Annotated in this window: 17 protein-coding genes; 8 read left to right on the top strand and 9 right to left on the bottom strand. The window is 66.2% G+C overall.

Going from position 1 to position 18,146, the window contains the following annotated elements; genetic code table 11:
- Window positions 1–112: 112 nt before the first annotated feature.
- Window positions 113–799 (top strand): hypothetical protein, encoded by a 687-nt coding sequence (locus BBX35_RS17615; RefSeq protein WP_067222859.1) that lies wholly within the window; start codon window positions 113–115, stop codon window positions 797–799.
- A 23-nt stretch (window positions 800–822) separates the two neighbouring features.
- A complete protein-coding gene (locus tag BBX35_RS23815) occupies window positions 823–3,381 on the top strand; it encodes a vWA domain-containing protein (protein ID WP_067222856.1) in 2,559 nt (852 codons plus the stop codon).
- Between the two features lie 195 nt (window positions 3,382–3,576).
- On the opposite strand, the gene BBX35_RS17605 is transcribed toward BBX35_RS23815, so the two are convergent.
- Genes BBX35_RS17605 through BBX35_RS17570 form a run of 8 tightly spaced genes read right to left on the bottom strand, consistent with a single transcriptional unit; the run spans window position 3,577 to window position 12,306 of the window.
- Window positions 3,577–4,566, bottom strand: a complete 990-nt coding sequence (locus BBX35_RS17605) for an ABC transporter ATP-binding protein (protein ID WP_067223913.1) — start codon at window positions 4,564–4,566, stop codon at window positions 3,577–3,579.
- Window positions 4,563–5,576 (bottom strand): ABC transporter ATP-binding protein, encoded by a 1,014-nt coding sequence (locus tag BBX35_RS17600; RefSeq protein WP_067222854.1) that lies wholly within the window; start codon window positions 5,574–5,576, stop codon window positions 4,563–4,565. The genes BBX35_RS17605 and BBX35_RS17600 overlap by 4 nt, the downstream gene beginning before the upstream one ends.
- 8 nt (window positions 5,577–5,584) lie before the next feature.
- Window positions 5,585–6,454 (bottom strand): ABC transporter permease, encoded by an 870-nt coding sequence (locus tag BBX35_RS17595; protein ID WP_067222851.1) that lies wholly within the window; start codon window positions 6,452–6,454, stop codon window positions 5,585–5,587.
- Complete coding sequence (locus BBX35_RS17590; RefSeq protein ID WP_067222848.1) at window positions 6,451–7,392, bottom strand: ABC transporter permease; 942 nt, start codon at window positions 7,390–7,392, stop codon at window positions 6,451–6,453. The genes BBX35_RS17595 and BBX35_RS17590 overlap by 4 nt, the downstream gene beginning before the upstream one ends.
- A gap of 38 nt (window positions 7,393–7,430) precedes the next feature.
- Window positions 7,431–8,108 (bottom strand): DUF1028 domain-containing protein, encoded by a 678-nt coding sequence (locus BBX35_RS17585; RefSeq protein ID WP_067222846.1) that lies wholly within the window; start codon window positions 8,106–8,108, stop codon window positions 7,431–7,433.
- 24 nt (window positions 8,109–8,132) lie between these two features.
- Window positions 8,133–9,437, bottom strand: a complete 1,305-nt coding sequence (locus tag BBX35_RS17580; protein ID WP_067222844.1) for an NAD(P)/FAD-dependent oxidoreductase — start codon at window positions 9,435–9,437, stop codon at window positions 8,133–8,135.
- On the bottom strand, window positions 9,434–11,011 hold the full coding sequence (locus BBX35_RS17575; RefSeq protein WP_067222841.1) for an ABC transporter substrate-binding protein: 1,578 nt from the start codon (window positions 11,009–11,011) through the stop codon (window positions 9,434–9,436). Before BBX35_RS17575 ends, BBX35_RS17580 begins: the two co-directional genes overlap by 4 nt.
- 20 nt (window positions 11,012–11,031) lie before the next feature.
- Window positions 11,032–12,306, bottom strand: a complete 1,275-nt coding sequence (locus tag BBX35_RS17570; protein ID WP_067222838.1) for a M20/M25/M40 family metallo-hydrolase — start codon at window positions 12,304–12,306, stop codon at window positions 11,032–11,034.
- Window positions 12,307–12,444: 138 nt separating this feature from the next.
- Here BBX35_RS17570 and BBX35_RS17565 point away from each other — a divergent pair, with 138 nt between their 5' ends.
- From BBX35_RS17565 to bioB, 4 genes are all read left to right on the top strand, one after another.
- On the top strand, window positions 12,445–13,461 hold the full coding sequence (locus BBX35_RS17565; RefSeq protein ID WP_171901485.1) for a LacI family DNA-binding transcriptional regulator: 1,017 nt from the start codon (window positions 12,445–12,447) through the stop codon (window positions 13,459–13,461).
- 72 nt (window positions 13,462–13,533) lie between these two features.
- Window positions 13,534–14,202, top strand: a complete 669-nt coding sequence (locus BBX35_RS17560; protein ID WP_067222837.1) for a GntR family transcriptional regulator — start codon at window positions 13,534–13,536, stop codon at window positions 14,200–14,202.
- A gap of 82 nt (window positions 14,203–14,284) precedes the next feature.
- Entirely contained in the window at window positions 14,285–14,842 is a 558-nt protein-coding gene (locus BBX35_RS17555; protein ID WP_067222834.1) for a biotin transporter BioY, read from the top strand.
- A complete protein-coding gene (gene bioB / locus BBX35_RS17550; RefSeq protein ID WP_067222832.1) occupies window positions 14,839–15,876 on the top strand; it encodes a biotin synthase BioB in 1,038 nt (345 codons plus the stop codon). The genes BBX35_RS17555 and bioB overlap by 4 nt, the downstream gene beginning before the upstream one ends.
- Before the next feature lie 57 nt (window positions 15,877–15,933).
- Here bioB and BBX35_RS17545 read toward each other — a convergent pair whose 3' ends face one another.
- A complete protein-coding gene (locus BBX35_RS17545) occupies window positions 15,934–16,803 on the bottom strand; it encodes a LysR family transcriptional regulator (RefSeq protein ID WP_244271658.1) in 870 nt (289 codons plus the stop codon).
- On the opposite strand from BBX35_RS17545, the gene BBX35_RS17540 reads away from it, so the two are divergent.
- The gene (locus BBX35_RS17540) at window positions 16,771–17,403 is read left to right on the top strand and encodes a DMT family transporter (protein WP_244271657.1); all 633 of its coding nucleotides are present in this window, start codon (window positions 16,771–16,773) and stop codon (window positions 17,401–17,403) included. The two genes, BBX35_RS17545 and BBX35_RS17540, sit on opposite strands and share 33 nt — an antisense overlap.
- 40 nt (window positions 17,404–17,443) lie before the next feature.
- Window positions 17,444–18,055, top strand: a complete 612-nt coding sequence (locus BBX35_RS17535) for an FMN-dependent NADH-azoreductase (protein ID WP_067222824.1) — start codon at window positions 17,444–17,446, stop codon at window positions 18,053–18,055.
- Window positions 18,056–18,146: the final 91 nt, after the last annotated feature.

The raw sequence follows: 18,146 nt of genomic DNA, 5'->3' as shown, positions 1-18,146 counted from the left end.
CTTTGGTCCGGCTCAATCCGGCATTTGCCTTTTAGGTTGGCAAAGCAGGGACGCAACTGCCGGAACCGGACCGCAAACGGGGGCGCACCATCCCACCCGAAGGATCCATGAAATGATTTGCAGATCACGTCTTGCCTGCGGCGGCATCGCAGCCCTCGCCCTGCTTGCGGCGACCGCCGCCCAGGCACAGCCCGCCCCCCAGGTCGCGCCGCAGGCCGACTTCGTGTTCGACACGCTCGGGCCGGCTGCCTGCGAAATGCCGCCTCCCGGTTTCGACATCTCGCAGTTCCGCACCTTTGTGGAGACCAAGCCCGACGCTCCGGTCACCAGGGGCGAGATTTCCGGCGGGCTCGCTGCCGGCTTTGCGGGCGGCGGGCTCTACGGCACGGATGCAGGCGGCGGCCTCGTCGTCGGCGTCCAGGGCATGGTGTTCGACGACGCGCCGGCCCTGACCATGCTCTGCATGGTGCTGGTCCGCCTCGGCGACAGCGAGGCCACATCCGGCGCCATTGTCGGCGAGGCGGGGATGGCGGATGCGCCCGACGGCGCCTTCTTCGGCGTCTTCAAGCTGGTCCAGCGCAACGACGCGGACGTGCCCGTCACCCTGGCCTCCGGCACGGTGGACGGCGGCTCTGTCTCCTTCGACCTGCGCGACGGGCTTCTCGTCGACGGGTCGATCACCGTCGAGGGCAGCTATCGGCAGCTGCCCACCGACGAGGCCGTACCCTTTTCGGCCCGCATCGCCATCCCGCGCGCCGAAAACGTGCTGCGTCCGGCCCTGAGGCTCGCCCGCGACTGAGCGGCCCCATGAGGAGGAAGATCATGAAACAGTCCGGCTTCACGGCGGCACTCGCCGCCGCAACGCTCGGTGCGCTTGCCATCACGCAGGCAGCGAACGCCCAATCGTCTTCATCGCAGTCACCGTCGTCCCAATCCGGCAAGGCGGCGATCCTCATTCTCGATGCCTCCGGCTCGATGTGGGGCCAGCTCGACGGCGGCATCACCAAGATCGAGGTGGCGCGCGACGTGATGGGGCAGTTCTTCGCCACGCGCGATGCGTCCATCCCGCTCGGGGTCATCGCCTATGGCCACAACCGGCGCGGCGACTGCTCCGACATCGAGATCATCGCCCGGCCAGGGAGCCAGGACGCCCGCGCCCTGTCGCAGCGGCTCAACCGCATCAACCCGCGCGGCATGACGCCGATTTCCGAAAGCCTGCGAATCGCTGCCCGAGAGATCCCGCCGACGGCCGAGGAGGCCGACATCATTCTGGTCACCGACGGGCTGGAGACCTGCGAGGCCGATCCTTGCGCGGTCGCCGCCCAACTGGCGCAGGAGGGCATCAAGATCCGCGCCCATGTGGTCGGCTTCGGCCTGAGCGAGCAGGAGGCCGATGCGCTCGCCTGCGTGCCCGACCAGACCGGCGGGCAGCTGCTACGCCCGCAGTCCGGCGCCGAGCTCACCGACGCGCTCAACCAGATCGCCGCGGCCGAGCCGATGCCGGAACCAGAGCCAGAGCCGGCCGTCCAGGAAGCCTTCTTCGACATCGGCCCGAAGGCCGAGGCCGGGCACACCTACCGGATTTCGTACAAGGGCACGGCGCGGCCCGTCGACTATGCGGGCTTCACCCGGCGCGGTGCGGCAGAGCCCGATGTCAGCCCGTCCTTCGGTGTGATCGGCGGCAGCGGCAACACCGGCAACAACCCCTTCACCAGGCAGGCCCCGGCGGAGCCCGGCGACTACGACCTGATCCTCTTCGTCACCGGCCAGGGCATCATCGCCCGCCAGCCGGTCGAGGTGGTTGCCGCGTCGAACGGGTTCGATCCGATCGGCTCGGTGGAGCCGGGCAAGCGGTTTCCCTTCACCTGGCGCGGTCCGGACCAGGTCCAGCAACGCATCGTCATCGCGCGGCCGGACGATCCTGCCGGCACTTACCAAGGCGACTGGGGCTATTCGCTCAGCAAGAACGGGCGCATGGGCCTGAAGGCTCCGGCCGAACCAGGCCTTTACGAGCTGCGCTACCTCTCCGCCAACCAGAAGGAGATCCTGTTCTCCCGGACCTTCGGCGTCGGCGTTCCTTACGAGGACGCCGACCTGACGACCAGCACGGAGCTGGCGGAGCGCGCCTTCGCGGCAACGCAGGCCGCGCCCGGACAGGACGCGCTGCCGATGGTGCGCGCCACCTTCCGCCTGCCGGACGGCTTCCCGCCGACGCCGCTGTCCTGGTCGGCCGTGCCGCTCGATCCCGACATGAGCCCGGAAGCCTGGGCGCCGCAGTCCGAGATGGTGGTCGGCGAGGGCGAGTTCGAGCCGGGGCGCTACGAGGTCTCGACCATGGGACCGGGCGAGACCGAGTTCCGCGGCGTCGTCGAGATCGTGCCGGGGCAGCCCAACGACTTCGTCATCCCGCTGGTCGGCGGCGGCGAGGCGGAGCAGAACCCACCGGGACAGCGCGGCGATGCCGGCCCCTCGGGCGCCGGCTCCTCGGGCGCCGGCACCCTGGCGCAGGAGAGCCAGGGCATGACCTGCCGGGCCCCGTCGGGCTGCGCCTATCACGACCCGGTGACGGGTCTGGCGCTGATCCTGCCGCAGGGCTGGCAGATCGAGCCGCCTTTCTTCTACGAGACCGCGGCAGGGTCGAAGGCCCGTCTTCCCTCCGCCACCCTGTTGCGGAACGCCGGCGGCGAGCTGCAGCAGATCATGCTGAACCCGCGCCAGTGGATGGCCGCCAGCGGCCCCTGCACCGACACGCCGGCCGGCGAGCTGTGCCGGGTGACCAGCGCGGACGTTGCCTATCTCGGCGCCTTCGAGGTGGTGCGCTCCTCGCTGCGGATCGCGACGGCAAGTGCCGCACCGGCCCCCTCCGCCGTGCCGCGCAGCACCGCCCCGGCGGCAGGCGCAGGCGCGGCTGCCGGCGCCGGTGCAAGCGCAGGTGCGGGGACAGGTTCCAGCCGGGGCGGGGATATCCAGCCGCGCAACGGCCGCTGGACGGTGACGGTCGGCCAGACCGCCGTGGAGGGCTGTCCGGCGATGATCGCCGAGCAGATCCGCGGCGCCGGGTTCGAGCGCCGCTCCGGCACCCGCGAGATGACCTTCTCCGATCCGTTCCATCCCGGCCCGCTGATGGCCGAGGCACCAAGGCAGATCGACTGGTCGCGCACCGGACCGAGTAGCTGGCAGGCGGCCCTCATCGGGCAGTCGATGGGGCCGACCGGCCAGGTCGACGTGCGCCTGGAACTGACCGTCGTCTCGGAGACCGAGCTGCACGAGGTCAGCCATTTCTCGATCCAGCTTCCGGCCCCGTTGATGGCCGCGCTCGGCGGCGGCGGCAGCGGCGCCTGCACCTCGCGCACCGGGATGCGGTGGACCTGGCAGGGCTGAGCCTGGCTTGTCCCCGCTCTATCCCCGTTTCACCGGTCGCTCGCTCCGGTCCCTGGCAACAGGGGCCGGAGTTTTTTTTGCAAGGACCACCCCGATCCGCCGGAATTGAGAGGCCATTCTCGAAATTTCGCGATTTCGAGACGGAATTTCGCAAAATCCGTCTCAATTTTCGCAAACGCCGCCGGCGGGGACAGGCTACATCTCGCGCCAGAAATGGCACGCCGCGCGGTGCTGCGGGGAGACCGCATCCAGCTGGGGTTCGACCTCGCGACACGTTGCGCGAACATGGGCGCAGCGACTGGAAAAGCTGCAACCCGGCGGCGGGTCGAGCGGATTCGGCAGGTCACCCTTGAGCACGATCCGGCGCGAGCGATACGTGGGATCGGGTCGCGGCACGGCGGACAGCAGCGCCTTCGTGTAGGGGTGCTTGGGCGAGGAAAAAAGCTCGTCCTTCGGTCCCTGCTCGATGATCTTGCCGAGATACATCACCGCGATCTCATGGCTGATGTAGCGCACCACACCGAGGTCATGGGAAATGAAGACGTAGCTGACCCCGAGCTTTTCCTGAAGATCCGTCAGAAGGTTGATGATCTGCGCCTGGATCGAGACGTCGAGCGCCGAAACCGGCTCGTCGCACACGATCAGGCTCGGGTCGACGGCAAGCGCCCGGGCAATGGCGATGCGCTGGCGCTGCCCGCCGCTGAACTGGTGGGGATAACGGTCCATCTGATAGGGCGCCAGCCCGACCAGCTCGAACAGCCGCGCAACGCGCTCGCGCACGTCCTTTCGGGTCGCGATCCTGTGGAGCAGCATCGGTTCGGCGACCAGCTGCCCGGCGGTCATCTTGGGATGCAGCGAGGAAAACGGGTCCTGGAAGACGATCTGCATCTTGCGCCGCATGGCGCGCAATGTTGCTGCCGACGCCGTGGTGACGTCGGTCCCGTCGAGGTGAACCTGGCCGCCGGTGGGCTGCTCCAGCCGCAGCAAGCTACGCCCGAGCGTGGACTTGCCGCAGCCGCTTTCGCCGACGATGGCGAAGGTCTTGCCCTTGCCGACCGTAAAGCTGACGTCGTCGAGGGCCTTGACCGTCTGCGTGTCGCGGCGGAACAGGCCGCCCCCGCCGACATTGAAGTGCTTGGTCAGGTTGCGGACTTCAAGCAAGGGCGTTTCGTTTTGTGCGGTCATGCGCTCGCTCCCGGTCCGGCGTGCCAGCACGCAACCCTGTGTCCTGCCAGCTTTTCTTCGAGCGGCGGCCTTTCCGCACGGCATTTTTCGTCGCTGAAGCTGCAGCGCGGATGGAAGGCGCATCCCTTCGGCCGGTCGTGCGGCGGCGGCACGGTGCCGGGAACCGGCTGAAGCCGGTGCTGCTCGCCCTCAACAGCCGGTATCGATGCGAGAAGGCCCTGGGTGTAGGGATGGGACGGCGCGGCAAACAGGCTGTGAACCGGCGCCTGCTCAATGATGCGCCCCGCATACATGACGATCACGTCGTCGGCCATCTCGGCGATGACGCCGAGATCGTGGGAAATCAACATGATCGCGGTGCCCGACTCCGTCTTCAGCGAGCGCATCAGGTCAAGGATCTGGGCCTGGATCGTCACGTCGAGCGCCGTGGTCGGCTCGTCGGCGATCAGGACACGCGGCTCGCAGGCGAGCGCGATCGCGATCATCACCCGCTGCCGCATGCCTCCCGAAAGACTGTGGGGATATTCGTCGACCCGCTTTTCCGGATTCGGGATGCCGACCTTGCGCAGCAGCTCGATGGCTTTCTGGCGCGCCGCAGCAGAGCTGAGCGAGGAATGGGCCCGCAGCGCTTCGCCGATCTGGTAGCCGACCGTGTAGACCGGGTTCAGGCTGGTCATCGGCTCCTGAAAGATCATCGAGATGCGGTTGCCGCGCACCTGCTCCATCTGCTTGTCGGACAGCGGAACCAGATCGCTTCCGTCGAGCAGGACCTGCCCCTCGGCGATCTTGGCCGGCGGGGTGGGGATAAGCTTCATGATCCCGAGCGACAGCATGCTTTTTCCGCAGCCGGACTCGCCGACGATGCCGAGCGTCCTGCCTTCATGGACCTGGAAGCTGGCCCCGTCGACGATCGGGGATACCATCTTGCCCGTCACGAGCTCGATGGTGAAATCCCGGATGTCGAGAACGGGCGCGGCCGCGGCGCCGGGACTATCTGCATGGTTGGTCATGGTCGTCCTCAGCTTCGCAGGCGCGGATCGAGAATGTCGCGCAATGAGTCCCCGAGAATGTTCATCGACAGGACAAGGAAGAAGATCACGAAGCTCGGGATCAGCGTCACATGGGGGGCAAAGAAGAAGAAGCCGATGCCCTGTGCCGCCATGGTGCCGAGCTCCGGGGCGGGAGGCTGCGTTCCAAGGCCGAGGAAGCTGAGCGAGGCGCCCAGCAGGATCGCCTGGCCGAGCCGCAGGGTCAGGAACACCACGATCGTGGAGATGCAATTGGGCAGGACGTAGCGCCAGAGCAGGGCCCAGTCGTTCAGCCCGATGGCGCGGCCACTGCTGACATAGTCGTGGGCCAGTGCCATCAGCGCGGCACCGCGTGCAATGCGCGCGACCAGAGGCGTCGTCGACACAGACAGGGCGATGATGACGGCAGTGGTTCCCGAACCGATGATCGCGGCGATGGCGAGGCCGAACAGGATTGCCGGAAACGAGAGGATCACATCCATCAACCGCATCAGGATGGTGTCTGCCTTAGGGTAGAAGCCGGCCACCAGGCCGATCACCGTACCGACGGTTCCGCCGACGAAAATCGCCGAGAAACCCAGCAGGATCGTCACCCTGAGGCCGTAGAGGCTGCGGCTGAAGATGTCGCGCCCCTGGCCGTCGGTGCCGAACAGGTGCTCAAGGGACGGTGCCTTGAGCACCTTCATCATGTCGATTGCGAGGGGATCGTACGGCGCGATCCAGTGCGCCAGGACAGCCCCGAGAAACAGCGCCGACAGCGTGGCAAGGGCAATGCACGACACCGGGTCGCGGCCGAGCGACACCAGCAGGTGGCGCCCTGGAAAGCCCGCCGCAGTTTCGGAAGAGATGGGAGACGTCATTTCGCTTGCACCCTTGGGTCGAGCACTGCGTAGAGCAGATCAACGATAAGGTTCATGGCGATAAAACCGAGGGAAAGCGCAATGATTGCGCCCTGCGCGACGGGTATGTCGTTGGCGACGATGGCTCCTACGGCAAGCCGTCCGACGCCTGGCCAGGAGAAAATCGTCTCGGTGACGATGGCCCCGCCGAGCAGATAGCCGATCTGCAGGCCGACAAGCGTCGTCACGGGGATCAGCGCGTTGCGCAGCCCATGGCGAAACGTCACGACGCGTTCGCTCAAGCCCTTGGCCCGGGCCGTTCGCACATGGTCGGCCTTCAGCGTTTCCAGCATCGACGTGCGGGTCATGCGCGCCACGGGCCCGATGAAGATCAGCCCGAGGCAGACGGAGGGAAGGACCGCGTGCCGGAAGCCGTCCAGCGTCCACAACGGGCCGCCGCGCCCGGTGAAGGGCAGCAGCTGCAGCTTGTAGCCGAACACCCACAGCAGGATCATGCCGATCAGGAAGACCGGCAGCGAAACGCCGGCGACCGATCCGCCCATGATCACCCGGTCCCAGATCGTTCCGCGCCGCGAGGCCGCCAGAACACCGAGCAGGATCGCCGTCGGAAGAGCCCAGACCAGGCAAAGGACGACGAGTTCAAGCGTGGCACCGAAGGCCCGCGACAGCTCGTCCGCGACGGACATGTTGTTGACGAGCGACGTGCCGAGGTCGCCCGTCAGGACGTTCCCGACATAGCGCAGGAATTGCTCCCACAAGGGTCGGTCGAGCCCCATCTCCGTTCGGATCTGGGCGATGACCTCGGCACTTGCCGCCGGCCCGGCGCGCACCGTCGCCGGGTCGGAAGGCACGAGGTTCAGCAATGTGAACCCGATCACCAACACCCCGAGAGTGACCGGAACAGCCAGCACCAGGCGTTGAAAAGCGTATCTCAGCATGCGTGTGGTCTCCCGGACACTCTATGGCGACCAAGCGTTCAGGTCGGCTCGGTGGCGCGGACCGACGGCTTCACGTCGTTGGGACGCAGCACCTGGGTGATGAAATGCTGGGTCTGCGGCTTGTAGGTCTCCCACAGCGCGCGCAGCTTCTTTTCAGGGCTCGCCTCGTAGTCGACGCGCAGATCGACCAGCGGCCAGTCCTGCTCGTCGACGATGAGAAGCGCTGCCGAATACAGCGGCTGCGTCTCGCCGCCGGCGGCAAGCCCCGCATCGATGGCCGCCAGAAGCCGCTCCGCAAACTCCAGATCCAGCGATGCCTCATAGGCCTTTACCATGGCCTTCGGCACGTCCGCATTGGCGATGACATTCCCCGTCGAGACGCAGTTCCGGCCCTGATAGCCCGAATTGATGGACGGGATTTTCGGGCCGCAATAAAAGGCCGTGCCGCCGTTCCTGTCGATGGCTGCGACCTGGCGCTGGTCGGGGAACTCGCTTTCGTCGATGAGGCGCTTGACGGTCTCCTCGGCGCTCAGGCCCTGTTCGAGCAGGTCCAGCCCCTTGGGCCCGAGCCGGATGTCGCTGCGGTGCTGGGAGGTGACGGCCCCCACCTTGGCGCGTGCCCACGGGCAGCGATTGCCAACCGCGATCGAGGATGTGGTGATCCCGATCCCGAACATGCCTGTCGCTTCGTCGCGGGCGATGAGAGAAAAAGTCATTTCGTCGATTCCTGTTTGGTCGGTCTATCTGTTGAGCAGTGCGCGCAGCCGGTCGTCGATCCCCATCGCGGTGGCGATCACGGGCATGAACCAGGCGTTGCCGCGGTAGAAGGGCGGCGCCTTGAAAGCGTTGCCGTTGAAGGCGCATGGCGCGTCGTCGCCGTTGGCGAGCCTGGCGATCCGCATCCCCAGATACGAGGCCATGACGACGCCCGAGCCATTGCAGCCGGTCACGTAGTGAATGCCGTCATACACGCCGATATGCGGGACGCGATCCATGGTGAAGGCGACGTTTCCTTCCCATGCGCGGCTCGCCTTCAAGGGCGGCAGGTCGGGCAGAACCTGGCGGAGAACGGCCATGAGCCGCGTCGCGATGTGCCGCGCGTCGAAATTGTTTCTCGACAGGGCCCTGCCGCCGACCAGAAGCCGGCGCCCGTCGGGGCTCTTGCGGATCGCATAGGCGAGGCTGCGCGTGTCGTTCACCAGGCTTTCGGTCGGCAGCAGGGCGTCGATGGCGGAGGCCTCGAGCGGTTCCGTCGCAACCATATGGCTGCCGACCGGGATCACCCGCCGGCGAAACCATGAAAACGCGGTATCGGTATAGGCGTTCGTCGCCAGAACGACGGTCGCGGCCTTGATGTGCCCTCGCGCCGTGCGGACAACGAAACCCGGGCCGGCCCTGTCGACCCCGACCACCGGCGTGTGCGCCACCAGCGCCACCCCTCGCCGGGCGGCGCCGGCCAGCAGCCCCTCATGATAGCGGGCCGGATGGACGCCGCCGTCATCGGGCAGAAGAAGCGCGCCGTGGTAGAGCGGCGTGCGGACGTGTGATTGCAGCTGGTCCTTTTCGAGCACCTGCGAACGGATGTCGAATGTCGCCAGGGTTTCGCTCTGCCGGCGGATGCCGGCCAGGTCCTTTTCGGTCCAGGCGCAGATCAGACGCCCCGACTGCCTGAGGTCGCATTCGATGCCTTCGTCCGGGACGAAGTTCAAGAACCAGCTATAGGCCCCGGACGTCTCCTCGAGAAGCTCGCGCGCCTTTGCAGGTCCGAAGCGGCGCGACAGCACCGGGAAGGACTGGCGCAACCGGCCGCCGATCATGCCGACGCTGCGGCTGCTGGCGCCGAAGCCGAGACTTCTGGCCTCCAGGACGGTTACCGAGCGCCCCTGTCGTGCAAGCTCGATGGCGCAGGACAGGCCGGCATAACCAGACCCGACAACGACGACATCGGTTTCGTCGGGAAGGAGATGCTCCGCGGCACCGGGCCGCGGAACATCCTCCCACCAGTATGGCTCCGGCTTGAAATCAGCCGACAGCGCATCGCTCATTTCACGACCTCAATGTCGAGGCCCTTGTAGAGCGCGCTGTTGTAGATGCCATGCACCCGGACGCCTTTGACCCTGTCGGTGGAGAACAGGAACAGCTTCTCGTGAACCAGGGGGATCACCAGGGCTTCCTCGACGATGGTCTTCTGGATCGCGGCGTAGGCAGCGCTTTTTTCTTCGGCCGACAGAGCGGTCTGGCCCTTTTCCAGCTGAGCGTCGGTTTCCGCGCTGTCCCAGTGGAACCGGTTCGGAGCGGGGATATTGTCGGACTGGAAGACCATCAGCGCCTCGCCGGCCGTCGCATAGGGCGCAAAGAGCGCATATCCGTCGAAGTCCGGGGAACTGTTGATCTGCGCCATGGCCGCGGCCGGCTCGACCAGCTGGAGCTGCAGATCGATGCCGACCTGCTTCATGTAGCCCTGGATGGCCTCGAGGCGCGAGCGCCAGCCCGATGTTCCGGCCGCAAGAATGCCGGGAGCCAGACGCTTGCCGTCCTTGTAGCGGAAGCCATCATCCGCCAGTTTCCAGCCGGCTTCGTCCAGCAGCGCACGGGCCTTGTCGGGATCGTAGGAGGCCTGGTACTCGCCCGAATAGTCGATCGTCTTCGGGCTGATCAGCGTCGTTGCCGGCGTTGCTTGGCCGAACCACATGCTGGCCGCCAGCGCTTCCCGGTCGACGGCGTGGTTCATGGCCTGGCGAACGCGGCGGTCGCTGGTCATCTCGCGGAACGGACGCAGACCGAGGTAGGCGGAGTAGTTGGAAACGCGCGGCTCGGCGATCGTCAGGTTGGGCGCGGCCCGCAACTGCTCGATGGCCCATTCGGGCATCACATAGGAGATGTCGCCGGCGCCGGTCTGCAGGGAGGCCAGGATCGCACCTTCTTCCGGAACGACCTTCCAGATCACGGAGTCGACCAGCGCAGGCCCGGTATTGGCGTAGAATTCCGGCCCCCAGGTGTAGGCGTCGTGGCGCGTCAGCTTGAAGTGATCGCGCGGCATCCAGCTTGCCCAGCAGAACGGCCCCGTACCGTTCAGGCCCTTGACGCCGAAGTCGGCACCGAGCTTTTCGACGTCGTCCTTGTCGATGATCGCACCGAAGCTCTGCGCAAGATGAAGCAGCAGCTCATTGTGCGGGCGCTCGAGCGTGTAGCGCACCGTGTGGTCGTCGGCCGCCACGATCTCCTTGACCTCGCCGAGGCGCCAGGCCGTGGGAGAGCGCGTCGCGGGATCGAGCAGGCGGTTGAAGGAGTAGACGACGTCGGCGGCGGTCAGCTTCTTGCCGTTGCAGAAGGCAACATCGTCGCGCAGGTGAAAGGTGTATTCGAGCCCGTCTTCCGACACGTCCCACGACTTGGCGAGCAGCGGGTGCAGCGTTTGCTGGTCGTCTTCCACCGACACCAGCGTGTCGGTCATCATGAACAGGACTTCCGCGGCCCCTCGGCCGGTGACCTTGTGAGGATCGAAGCCGACGGAGTCGTTGCGAACGAGCACCGTGACCGAATTTTCCGCGAGAGCACCGGTCGCCAGTGCAAGGACCGAGACGGTCAACCCCAGTGTAAACAGGCCGATTTTCTTCATATCGTTCCCCTCTTTTTCGACTATTGCGCCTGATTGAGGTAGCGGACCGCGCTCATGGCGTGGACCTTCACCACAGTGATCAGCTCTTCGATGGTGACATGCTCGTCTCGCCGGCCCATCGTCTTTGGCGAGGGTCCGTAGAGGTAGGCCGGGATGCCGCGATGCCGCCAATACCGGGTATCGGAACCGCCCAGACTGATGATGGGTTGGGGCCGCAGACCGGTGACCGCCTCGGCCGATTGCTGAAGGATCGCGACCATCTCGTGTTGCGGATCGCACCAGCTTGAATCGTAGCTGTGGTGATCTCGGATCTCCCAGGTCGTCGTCGGATATCTAGCTACGATCGACAGCAGCTCCCGCTCGACGAGCGAACGCTGCAAGCCCGGCGGCATCCTGATCTCGACCTCGAGAACGCACTCGTCCGGCAGCATGTTCACCTTCAGACCGCCGCGAATGACGCCGATGTTCACCGTCGCCTTGTCGACGACATCGCACGCGCCGGCCCCCAGGCTCTTGTCGGTCGCCTCCCGGATCTCCGGCCTGGAGAGAACATCGAGAATGTGCTCCGGCAGGTCCGGAGTCAGGTCCGCCAGCGTCTCCAGCTCGCGCACCAGATCGGCCGCGATCTTGATGGCGCTGTCGCTCATGTGAGGGTAGGCGCCGTGACCGCCTCGGGTCTTCGTCGTCAGGACCGCTCGCAGCGCGCCCTTCTCGCCGAACCGCAAAGTGGCAAGCCCGCTCGGCTCTCCGTCGAGGCAGCAATCGCCGAGCACCTCGTCGGGAATGGCCTGCATGAGATAGCCCGTGCCCCAGCGCCCGCCGGTTTCCTCGTCGGACACGACGGTCAGGGTCAGGCGGCCCGAAAGCTGCTCGAGGAGACGCGCGACGTATCGATAGGCAAACAGCGCGGCGGTCGTTCCGCACTTCATGTCGGCCGCGCCGCGCCCGTACACGCGGCCGTCGACGACCTCGCCGCTCCACTGGCTGCGCTCGCCCGGAATGTCCTCTATCGCGGGAAACACATCCATATGCCCGTTGAGCACGAGATGCTTGCCCGGCCGGCCACTGTCGAGCGTACCGACGATGTTGGGCAGGTGATCCTGGCCGGACAGAACCCGATAGGGCAGGCTGGCGGCTGCGAGAAACTGCTCGACGCAGGCACTGGCCTCGCGCGTGTCGCCCGGCGGGTTCGGGGACTTCGCCTGCAGAAACCTGCTCAGGAATGCAACGATCTCGTCGCGGTCCTGCTCCACCCAGTCGCCGACCTTCTGCGCCAGCTCATCCGCCGTCTGCATCACGCCCCCTCTCTTTTCGCATTATGTTAGCGCTAACGTTAGCGTTCACATTTCCCTTCAAAGCGACGGCGTTGTCAAGTAGGTTGCGCGATAAGATTCGACGGAGGCCAAATGGCTGACAATTCAATCCGCAGAGGGATGGGCTGGGCGACCATGGCCGACGTGGCTCGCGAGGCCGGCGTGTCTCTCATGACCGTATCGCGGGTGTACAAGCGACCAGAGTCGGTCTCCCCGCGCACGCGCGAAAACGTGCTCAAGGCGGGCGCGCGCCTCGGTTTCCTGCCCAACAGCGTTGCCGGAAACCTGGCGTCGGGAAAGACCAACATGATCGGCATCGTCGTGCCGTCGCTGCGAAACTCGAACAACGCCACGAGCATCCAGGGCATGGCCGACTACCTGCGCCAGGCCTCCTATCACTTCATGATCGCCAATACCGGCTATTCGCTCGAGGACGAGACCGCCGTCGTCAAGGCGTTCGTCCAGCGCCGCCCGGACGGGATCGTGCTGACGGGAACCCGTCACGGGCAGGAAACGGTGGATCTACTGAAGGCGGCCGGCGTGCCCGTCGTCGAGACCTGGGAGACCAAGGGCCCGTTCCTGGACATGGCGACCGGGTTTCGCAACTACGAAGCCGCGCGGGAAATTACCGCGCACCTCATCGAGCGCGGCTATCGCAAGATCGGCTATATCGACTACCCGGCCATCGGCCTGACGCGCTACGTCGAGCGCCTGGCCGGCCTGAAGGACGAGCTCAAGGCCGCCGGACTGCCGAGCGGCCACATCGTGTCGCCGCTCGAGGCGCAGGACCTCTATCAGGATGCCTCCAGCTTCCGGGGCGGGGCCGTCGGCCTGCAGATGCTTCAAGGCAAATACGATATCGACGCCGTCCTGTGCGCTTCGGACATTCTGGCGGTGGGCGCGCTGTTCGAATGCCAGCGGCAGGGCATCACCGTGCCCCGACAGATGGCCGTGGCGGGGTTCGGCGATTTCGAGATCGCGGCCGAGGTGCATCCCGGACTGACCACGATTCGCACGAACGGCTACCAGATCGGCTGGAATGCAGCGGAAATGCTCGTGCAGAGGATCCTGCAGCCGGATGCCGACATCCCGCTGCGGGATGTCGGCTATGAGCTCGTCACCCGCGGCAGCACCTGAGACAACCCCTCGGGTCGCCCCGTGGCGGACATCGGGATCGACACGATGCGCGTCGCGGATTATCTATAATCTATGACCGCAGCGACAGAAGACCCCATTTCCGAGCGAATCGCGCGCATCCTTGCGGACCGGATCATCTCCGGCGAGATCCAACCCGGGGCACGATTGCGACAGGACCATGTCGCGACGGAATTCGGCACCAGCCATGTGCCGGTGCGCGAGGCATTTCGCGCCCTGCAGACCCAGGGTCTGGCGGAGAGCGAGCCCTGGCGGGGCTTTCGCGTCACGGACTTCGACGTCGCCGAATTGCGCGAGGTCGCCGAGATGCGGGCCAGCCTCGAATCGCTGGCCTTGCGGCACGCCGCACCGAACCTGACGCGCGCGATTCTTGCGGAAGCAGAAGAGGTTACCCGGCATGGAGACCGCGCCGGCAACGTCCGCGACTGGGAGGCCGCGAACCGCAGGTTCCACCGGCTGATCCTCGCCCCATGCCGCATGCCGCGCCTGCTGCAGACCATCGACGGCCTGCACGCCGCCAGCGCAAGGTTCCTGTTCGCGGCCTGGCGCAGCGACTGGGAAGCGCGCACGGACCACGACCACCGCACCATCCTCACTGCCTTGAGGGACGGGCGCACGGAGTTCGCGTGCTCGACGCTGGCGCGCCATGTCGGCTGGATCGGGAAGCGCAAGCCGACGTCAAAAAACACCGACGCCAGAGAGACTTATGAAATTCCCGGATGATTATCTATAATCTGAGTTGATCAGACGAGAACGCCTCCAGAATTATAGATAGGACCTGAACCTATCTTCCGAGGACGTTCTCATGGCATTGCTGACCCCCTCCTTGACGCGCTCGACCTCGCTTTGGCGCGGTGTCGTGATTTCGCTTTGCGGCGCGGCGCTGATCACCCTCGGCGCCAAGGTGCAGATCCCGTTCTGGCCCGTGCCGATGACGCTGCATACGTTGGCCGTGTTTTTCCTGGCGGCAGCTCTCGGCCCCCGGCTCGGCTTTGCCGCCATGGCCGCCTATCTCGGCGCCGGGGCGATGGGCCTCCCGGTGTTTTCCGGCTCGCCGGAACGCGGGATCGGGCTTGCCTACATGGCGGGCCCGACCGGCGGCTATCTCGCCGGCTACCTGCTGGCGACCCTCGTGGCCGGGCGGCTGGCCGAAGGGCGCGGCCTTGCGGGTCGGCTCCTGGCGATGCTGACCGGCCTTGCCGTGGTCTATGCCTTCGGCCTGATCTGGCTCGCCCTTTTCGTTCCCGTATACGGCCTGATCGCCGCCGGCTTCGCCCCGTTCATCCTCGGCGACCTGGTCAAGATCGCACTCGCCGCCACCCTGGCAACCGGCCTCGGCCGCGTGAAAGGACGCGTGGAATGACCCACCCAGAGATCAGGAGCGACTGGTCGATGGAAGAGGCGCGGGCGATCCACCGCCTGCCCTTCCCCGACCTGATCTACCGGGCGCAGGCCCTGCACCGGGCGCATTTCGACCCGGCGGCGATCGAGACGGCGAGCCTCCTCAGCATCAAGACCGGCGGCTGCCCCGAGGATTGCGGCTATTGCTCGCAATCGGCCCATCACCGGACCGGGGTGAAGGCGACGAAGCTGATGGAAACCGCTGAGGTGCTGGCGGCCGCCCGCCGCGCCAAGGCCGCGGGCGCCCAGCGCTTCTGCATGGGAGCCGCCTGGCGCAGCCCCAAGGATCGCGACATGGACACGCTGTGCGAGATGGTGCGCGGCGTCTCGGAGCTGGGGCTGGAAACCTGCATGACGCTGGGAATGCTGAAGCCAGACCAGGTGGCGCGGCTCAAGGCGGCCGGGCTCGATTTCTACAACCACAACATCGACACCTCGCCCGACTATTACCGGCAGATCGCCTCGACACGGACGATGGACGACCGGCTGGAAACCGTCGGCCACGTCCGGAAGGGCGGGATCAGGGTCTGTTGCGGCGGCATCGTCGGAATGGGCGAGACACAGGAGGATCGCATCGCCATGCTGGTGACGCTGGCCACCTTGCCCGCGCATCCCGACAGCGTGCCGATCAATCTGTGGAACGAGATCGAAGGCGTGCCGGTGCAGGACACGGCTCAGCCGGTCGATCCGTTTGCGCTCGTCCGTCTCGTGGCGCTGGCGCGCATCCTGATGCCGGCCTCCGTTGTGCGTCTGTCGGCCGGCCGCACGGGAATGAGCGACGAGCTGCAGGCGCTGTGCTTCCTTGCCGGGGCGAACTCCATCTTCGTCGGCGACCAGCTGCTGACCACCGGCAACCCGGCCGCGCGGAAGGACCGGGAGCTGCTGGCACGGCTTGGAATGCATGTCGCGCCGGCTCACTCCCGCCCGGCGGTCCCGGCGGACGCGGCAGCGCCGGGCCAGCTGCGGGCAAGGAGTTCCACCGCCCGGGCGATCTGAGCCTCGCCCAGTTGGAGCGGGGCGGGGCCGGGCGCAGGGTAGTCGACCGGCCGGATGCTACAGGGACCTCGAGACGCGCGCGACGGCATTGCGCAGCCACAGATGCGCGGGATCGCCGCCGCGCCGTTCATGCCAGACCTGAACGAACGGAAAGGACGGGATCGAAAACGGCGGCTCGAAGATGACGAGGGCCGGGTCGCGTTCATGGCCCCCCAAGGCCTTCCGCGCGACGGTCAGGACAAGATCCGTGCCCTGGATCAGCCGCGGCGCATTTCCCCAATGCGGCAGCGTGACGGCGACGCGGCGCACATGGCCGATGGCGCGCAAGGCCATCTCGATCTCGGTATTCGCTTCGTCCTTCAGCGCCACGAGCATATGGGGCCGGGCGAGATAAGCCTCCAGATCGAGACGGCCGCGTCCCGCCAGCCCCTCCCGGTCCGCGAGGCACGCGAAGTGCTCCAGGAAAAGCTGCTCGGCCTCAATCCGTTCGGGAAGATCGGGAAAGACGCCCAGCGCCAGATCGCACTCCCCATCCAGAACCAGCTGAACCATCGCCTCGCGGCTCGCCTGGGTTATCGCCAGATCGATCCCCGGCGCTTCGCGGCGCAGTTTTTTCAAAAGATCGGGAAGAACGACCGCAGAGCCGTAATCCGACATCGCCAGACGGAATGCCCGCTTCTCCCTGGCGGGATCGAAGCCGCCCGGTCCCAGCACCTCCCGCACCTGTCGCAGGGCCTCGGTCAGGACGGGCGCGATTTCGCGCGCCCTGGCGCTCGGCACGAGCCGCCCGGAGCGGCGGATCAGCAGGGGATCGCCGAAGAGATGCCGCAGGCGTGCGAGCGCGTGGCTCACGGCCGGCTGGCTCATGTTCAGCCGAGCGGCCGTGCGCGACACATGCCGCTCGGCCAGCAGCGCGTCGAGAACCACCAGCAGGTTGAGGTCGATGCCCCTGAGAGTATTCATGTTATGCATGTTGCGGATATTTTATTGGAATTTCCATCCACAAATCAAATACCGCATCTGGTGCGCATCGGAGGTTCATCCATGCACACCAACTCACTGCTTCTCATTCTCGCGGCCATCATCACAGGTGCCGTTGTGCCGTTTCAGGCCGGGGCGAATGCCGCCCTCGGGCGGTCGCTCGGCCATCCGCTTTGGGGCACGCTCATCTCCCTTTGCGTCAGCTTCGCCTGCATCTTGCCCGTCATGGCGCTCGCGAAGGTGGGAGCACCAACCCTGTCCGGCCTGGTGCAGGCGCCGCGCTGGATATGGATCGGCGGCATTGTCGGCGCCGTCTACATAACCGGCGCGCTCATGCTCGCGCCGAAGCTCGGCGCCGCCGGCTTCATGATGGCGGTCATCGCCGGCCAGATGCTGGCGTCGATCATCATCGACCAGTGGGGCCTTGTCGGCCTGCCTCAAAAGCCCGTCACGCTCTCCCGTCTGGTCGGCGTCGGTTTGATCTTCCTCGGATTGATCGTGATGCAGCTGCAGGCGTTCGGCCTGAAGCCGCTTGCGAGCTCCTGACGGCGCAACACCGGCCCAGACGTTTCAAGAAAGATCCCCCATGAAACTGCTTCATATCGATTCCAGCATTCTCGGTGCGCACTCGGTGAGCCGGGAGCTGTCCCGGGCGACCGTTCAAAGGCTGAAAGACCTTAATCCGGAGACCGACGTCGCCTATCGCGATCTGGTCGCCGCTCCCGTTCCGCATCTGACCGGCGAGCACCTCGCGGCCTCCCCCGCGGTGGCGCAGGAGATCGCGCTCGGCGAAGAAATCCTGGACGAGTTCATGAGTGCCGACGTCGTCGTCATCGGCGTCGCATTCTACAACCTGGCCATTTCAAGCCAGCTCAAGGCGTGGATCGACCGGATCGTCATCGCGGGAAAGACCTTCCGCTATACCGAGACGGGCGTCGAAGGGCTGGCGCGGGACAAACGGATCATCCTTGCCGTGGCGCGCGGCGGGCAGTACCGGCACGGCGGGTCCCTCGTCCCGTGCGAGCATGCCGAAGCCTATCTTCGGTCGATGTTCGCCTTCATCGGCGTGACACGGATCGAGGCGGTCGTGGCGGAAGGTCTCTCCCTCAGCGAAGCCCGAAAGCAAAGCGGCAAGCAGGCGGCTTTCGAGGCCATATCTGCGCTGGCCCCGTGCTGCGGGCACCGCGGCGCCGCCTGACGGGGGAGCGTCCCTTTCCAGACATTGACGGCAGATTCCGGCAAGCCTAGAAAAAGTGCAGCAGCAGAAGGAGATTTATGCGCAGAGGCAG

The organism is Stappia indica (assembly GCF_001696535.1).
GTDB lineage: Bacteria > Pseudomonadota > Alphaproteobacteria > Rhizobiales > Stappiaceae > Stappia > Stappia indica.
This window is presented reverse-complemented; position numbering and strand designations above follow the sequence as displayed.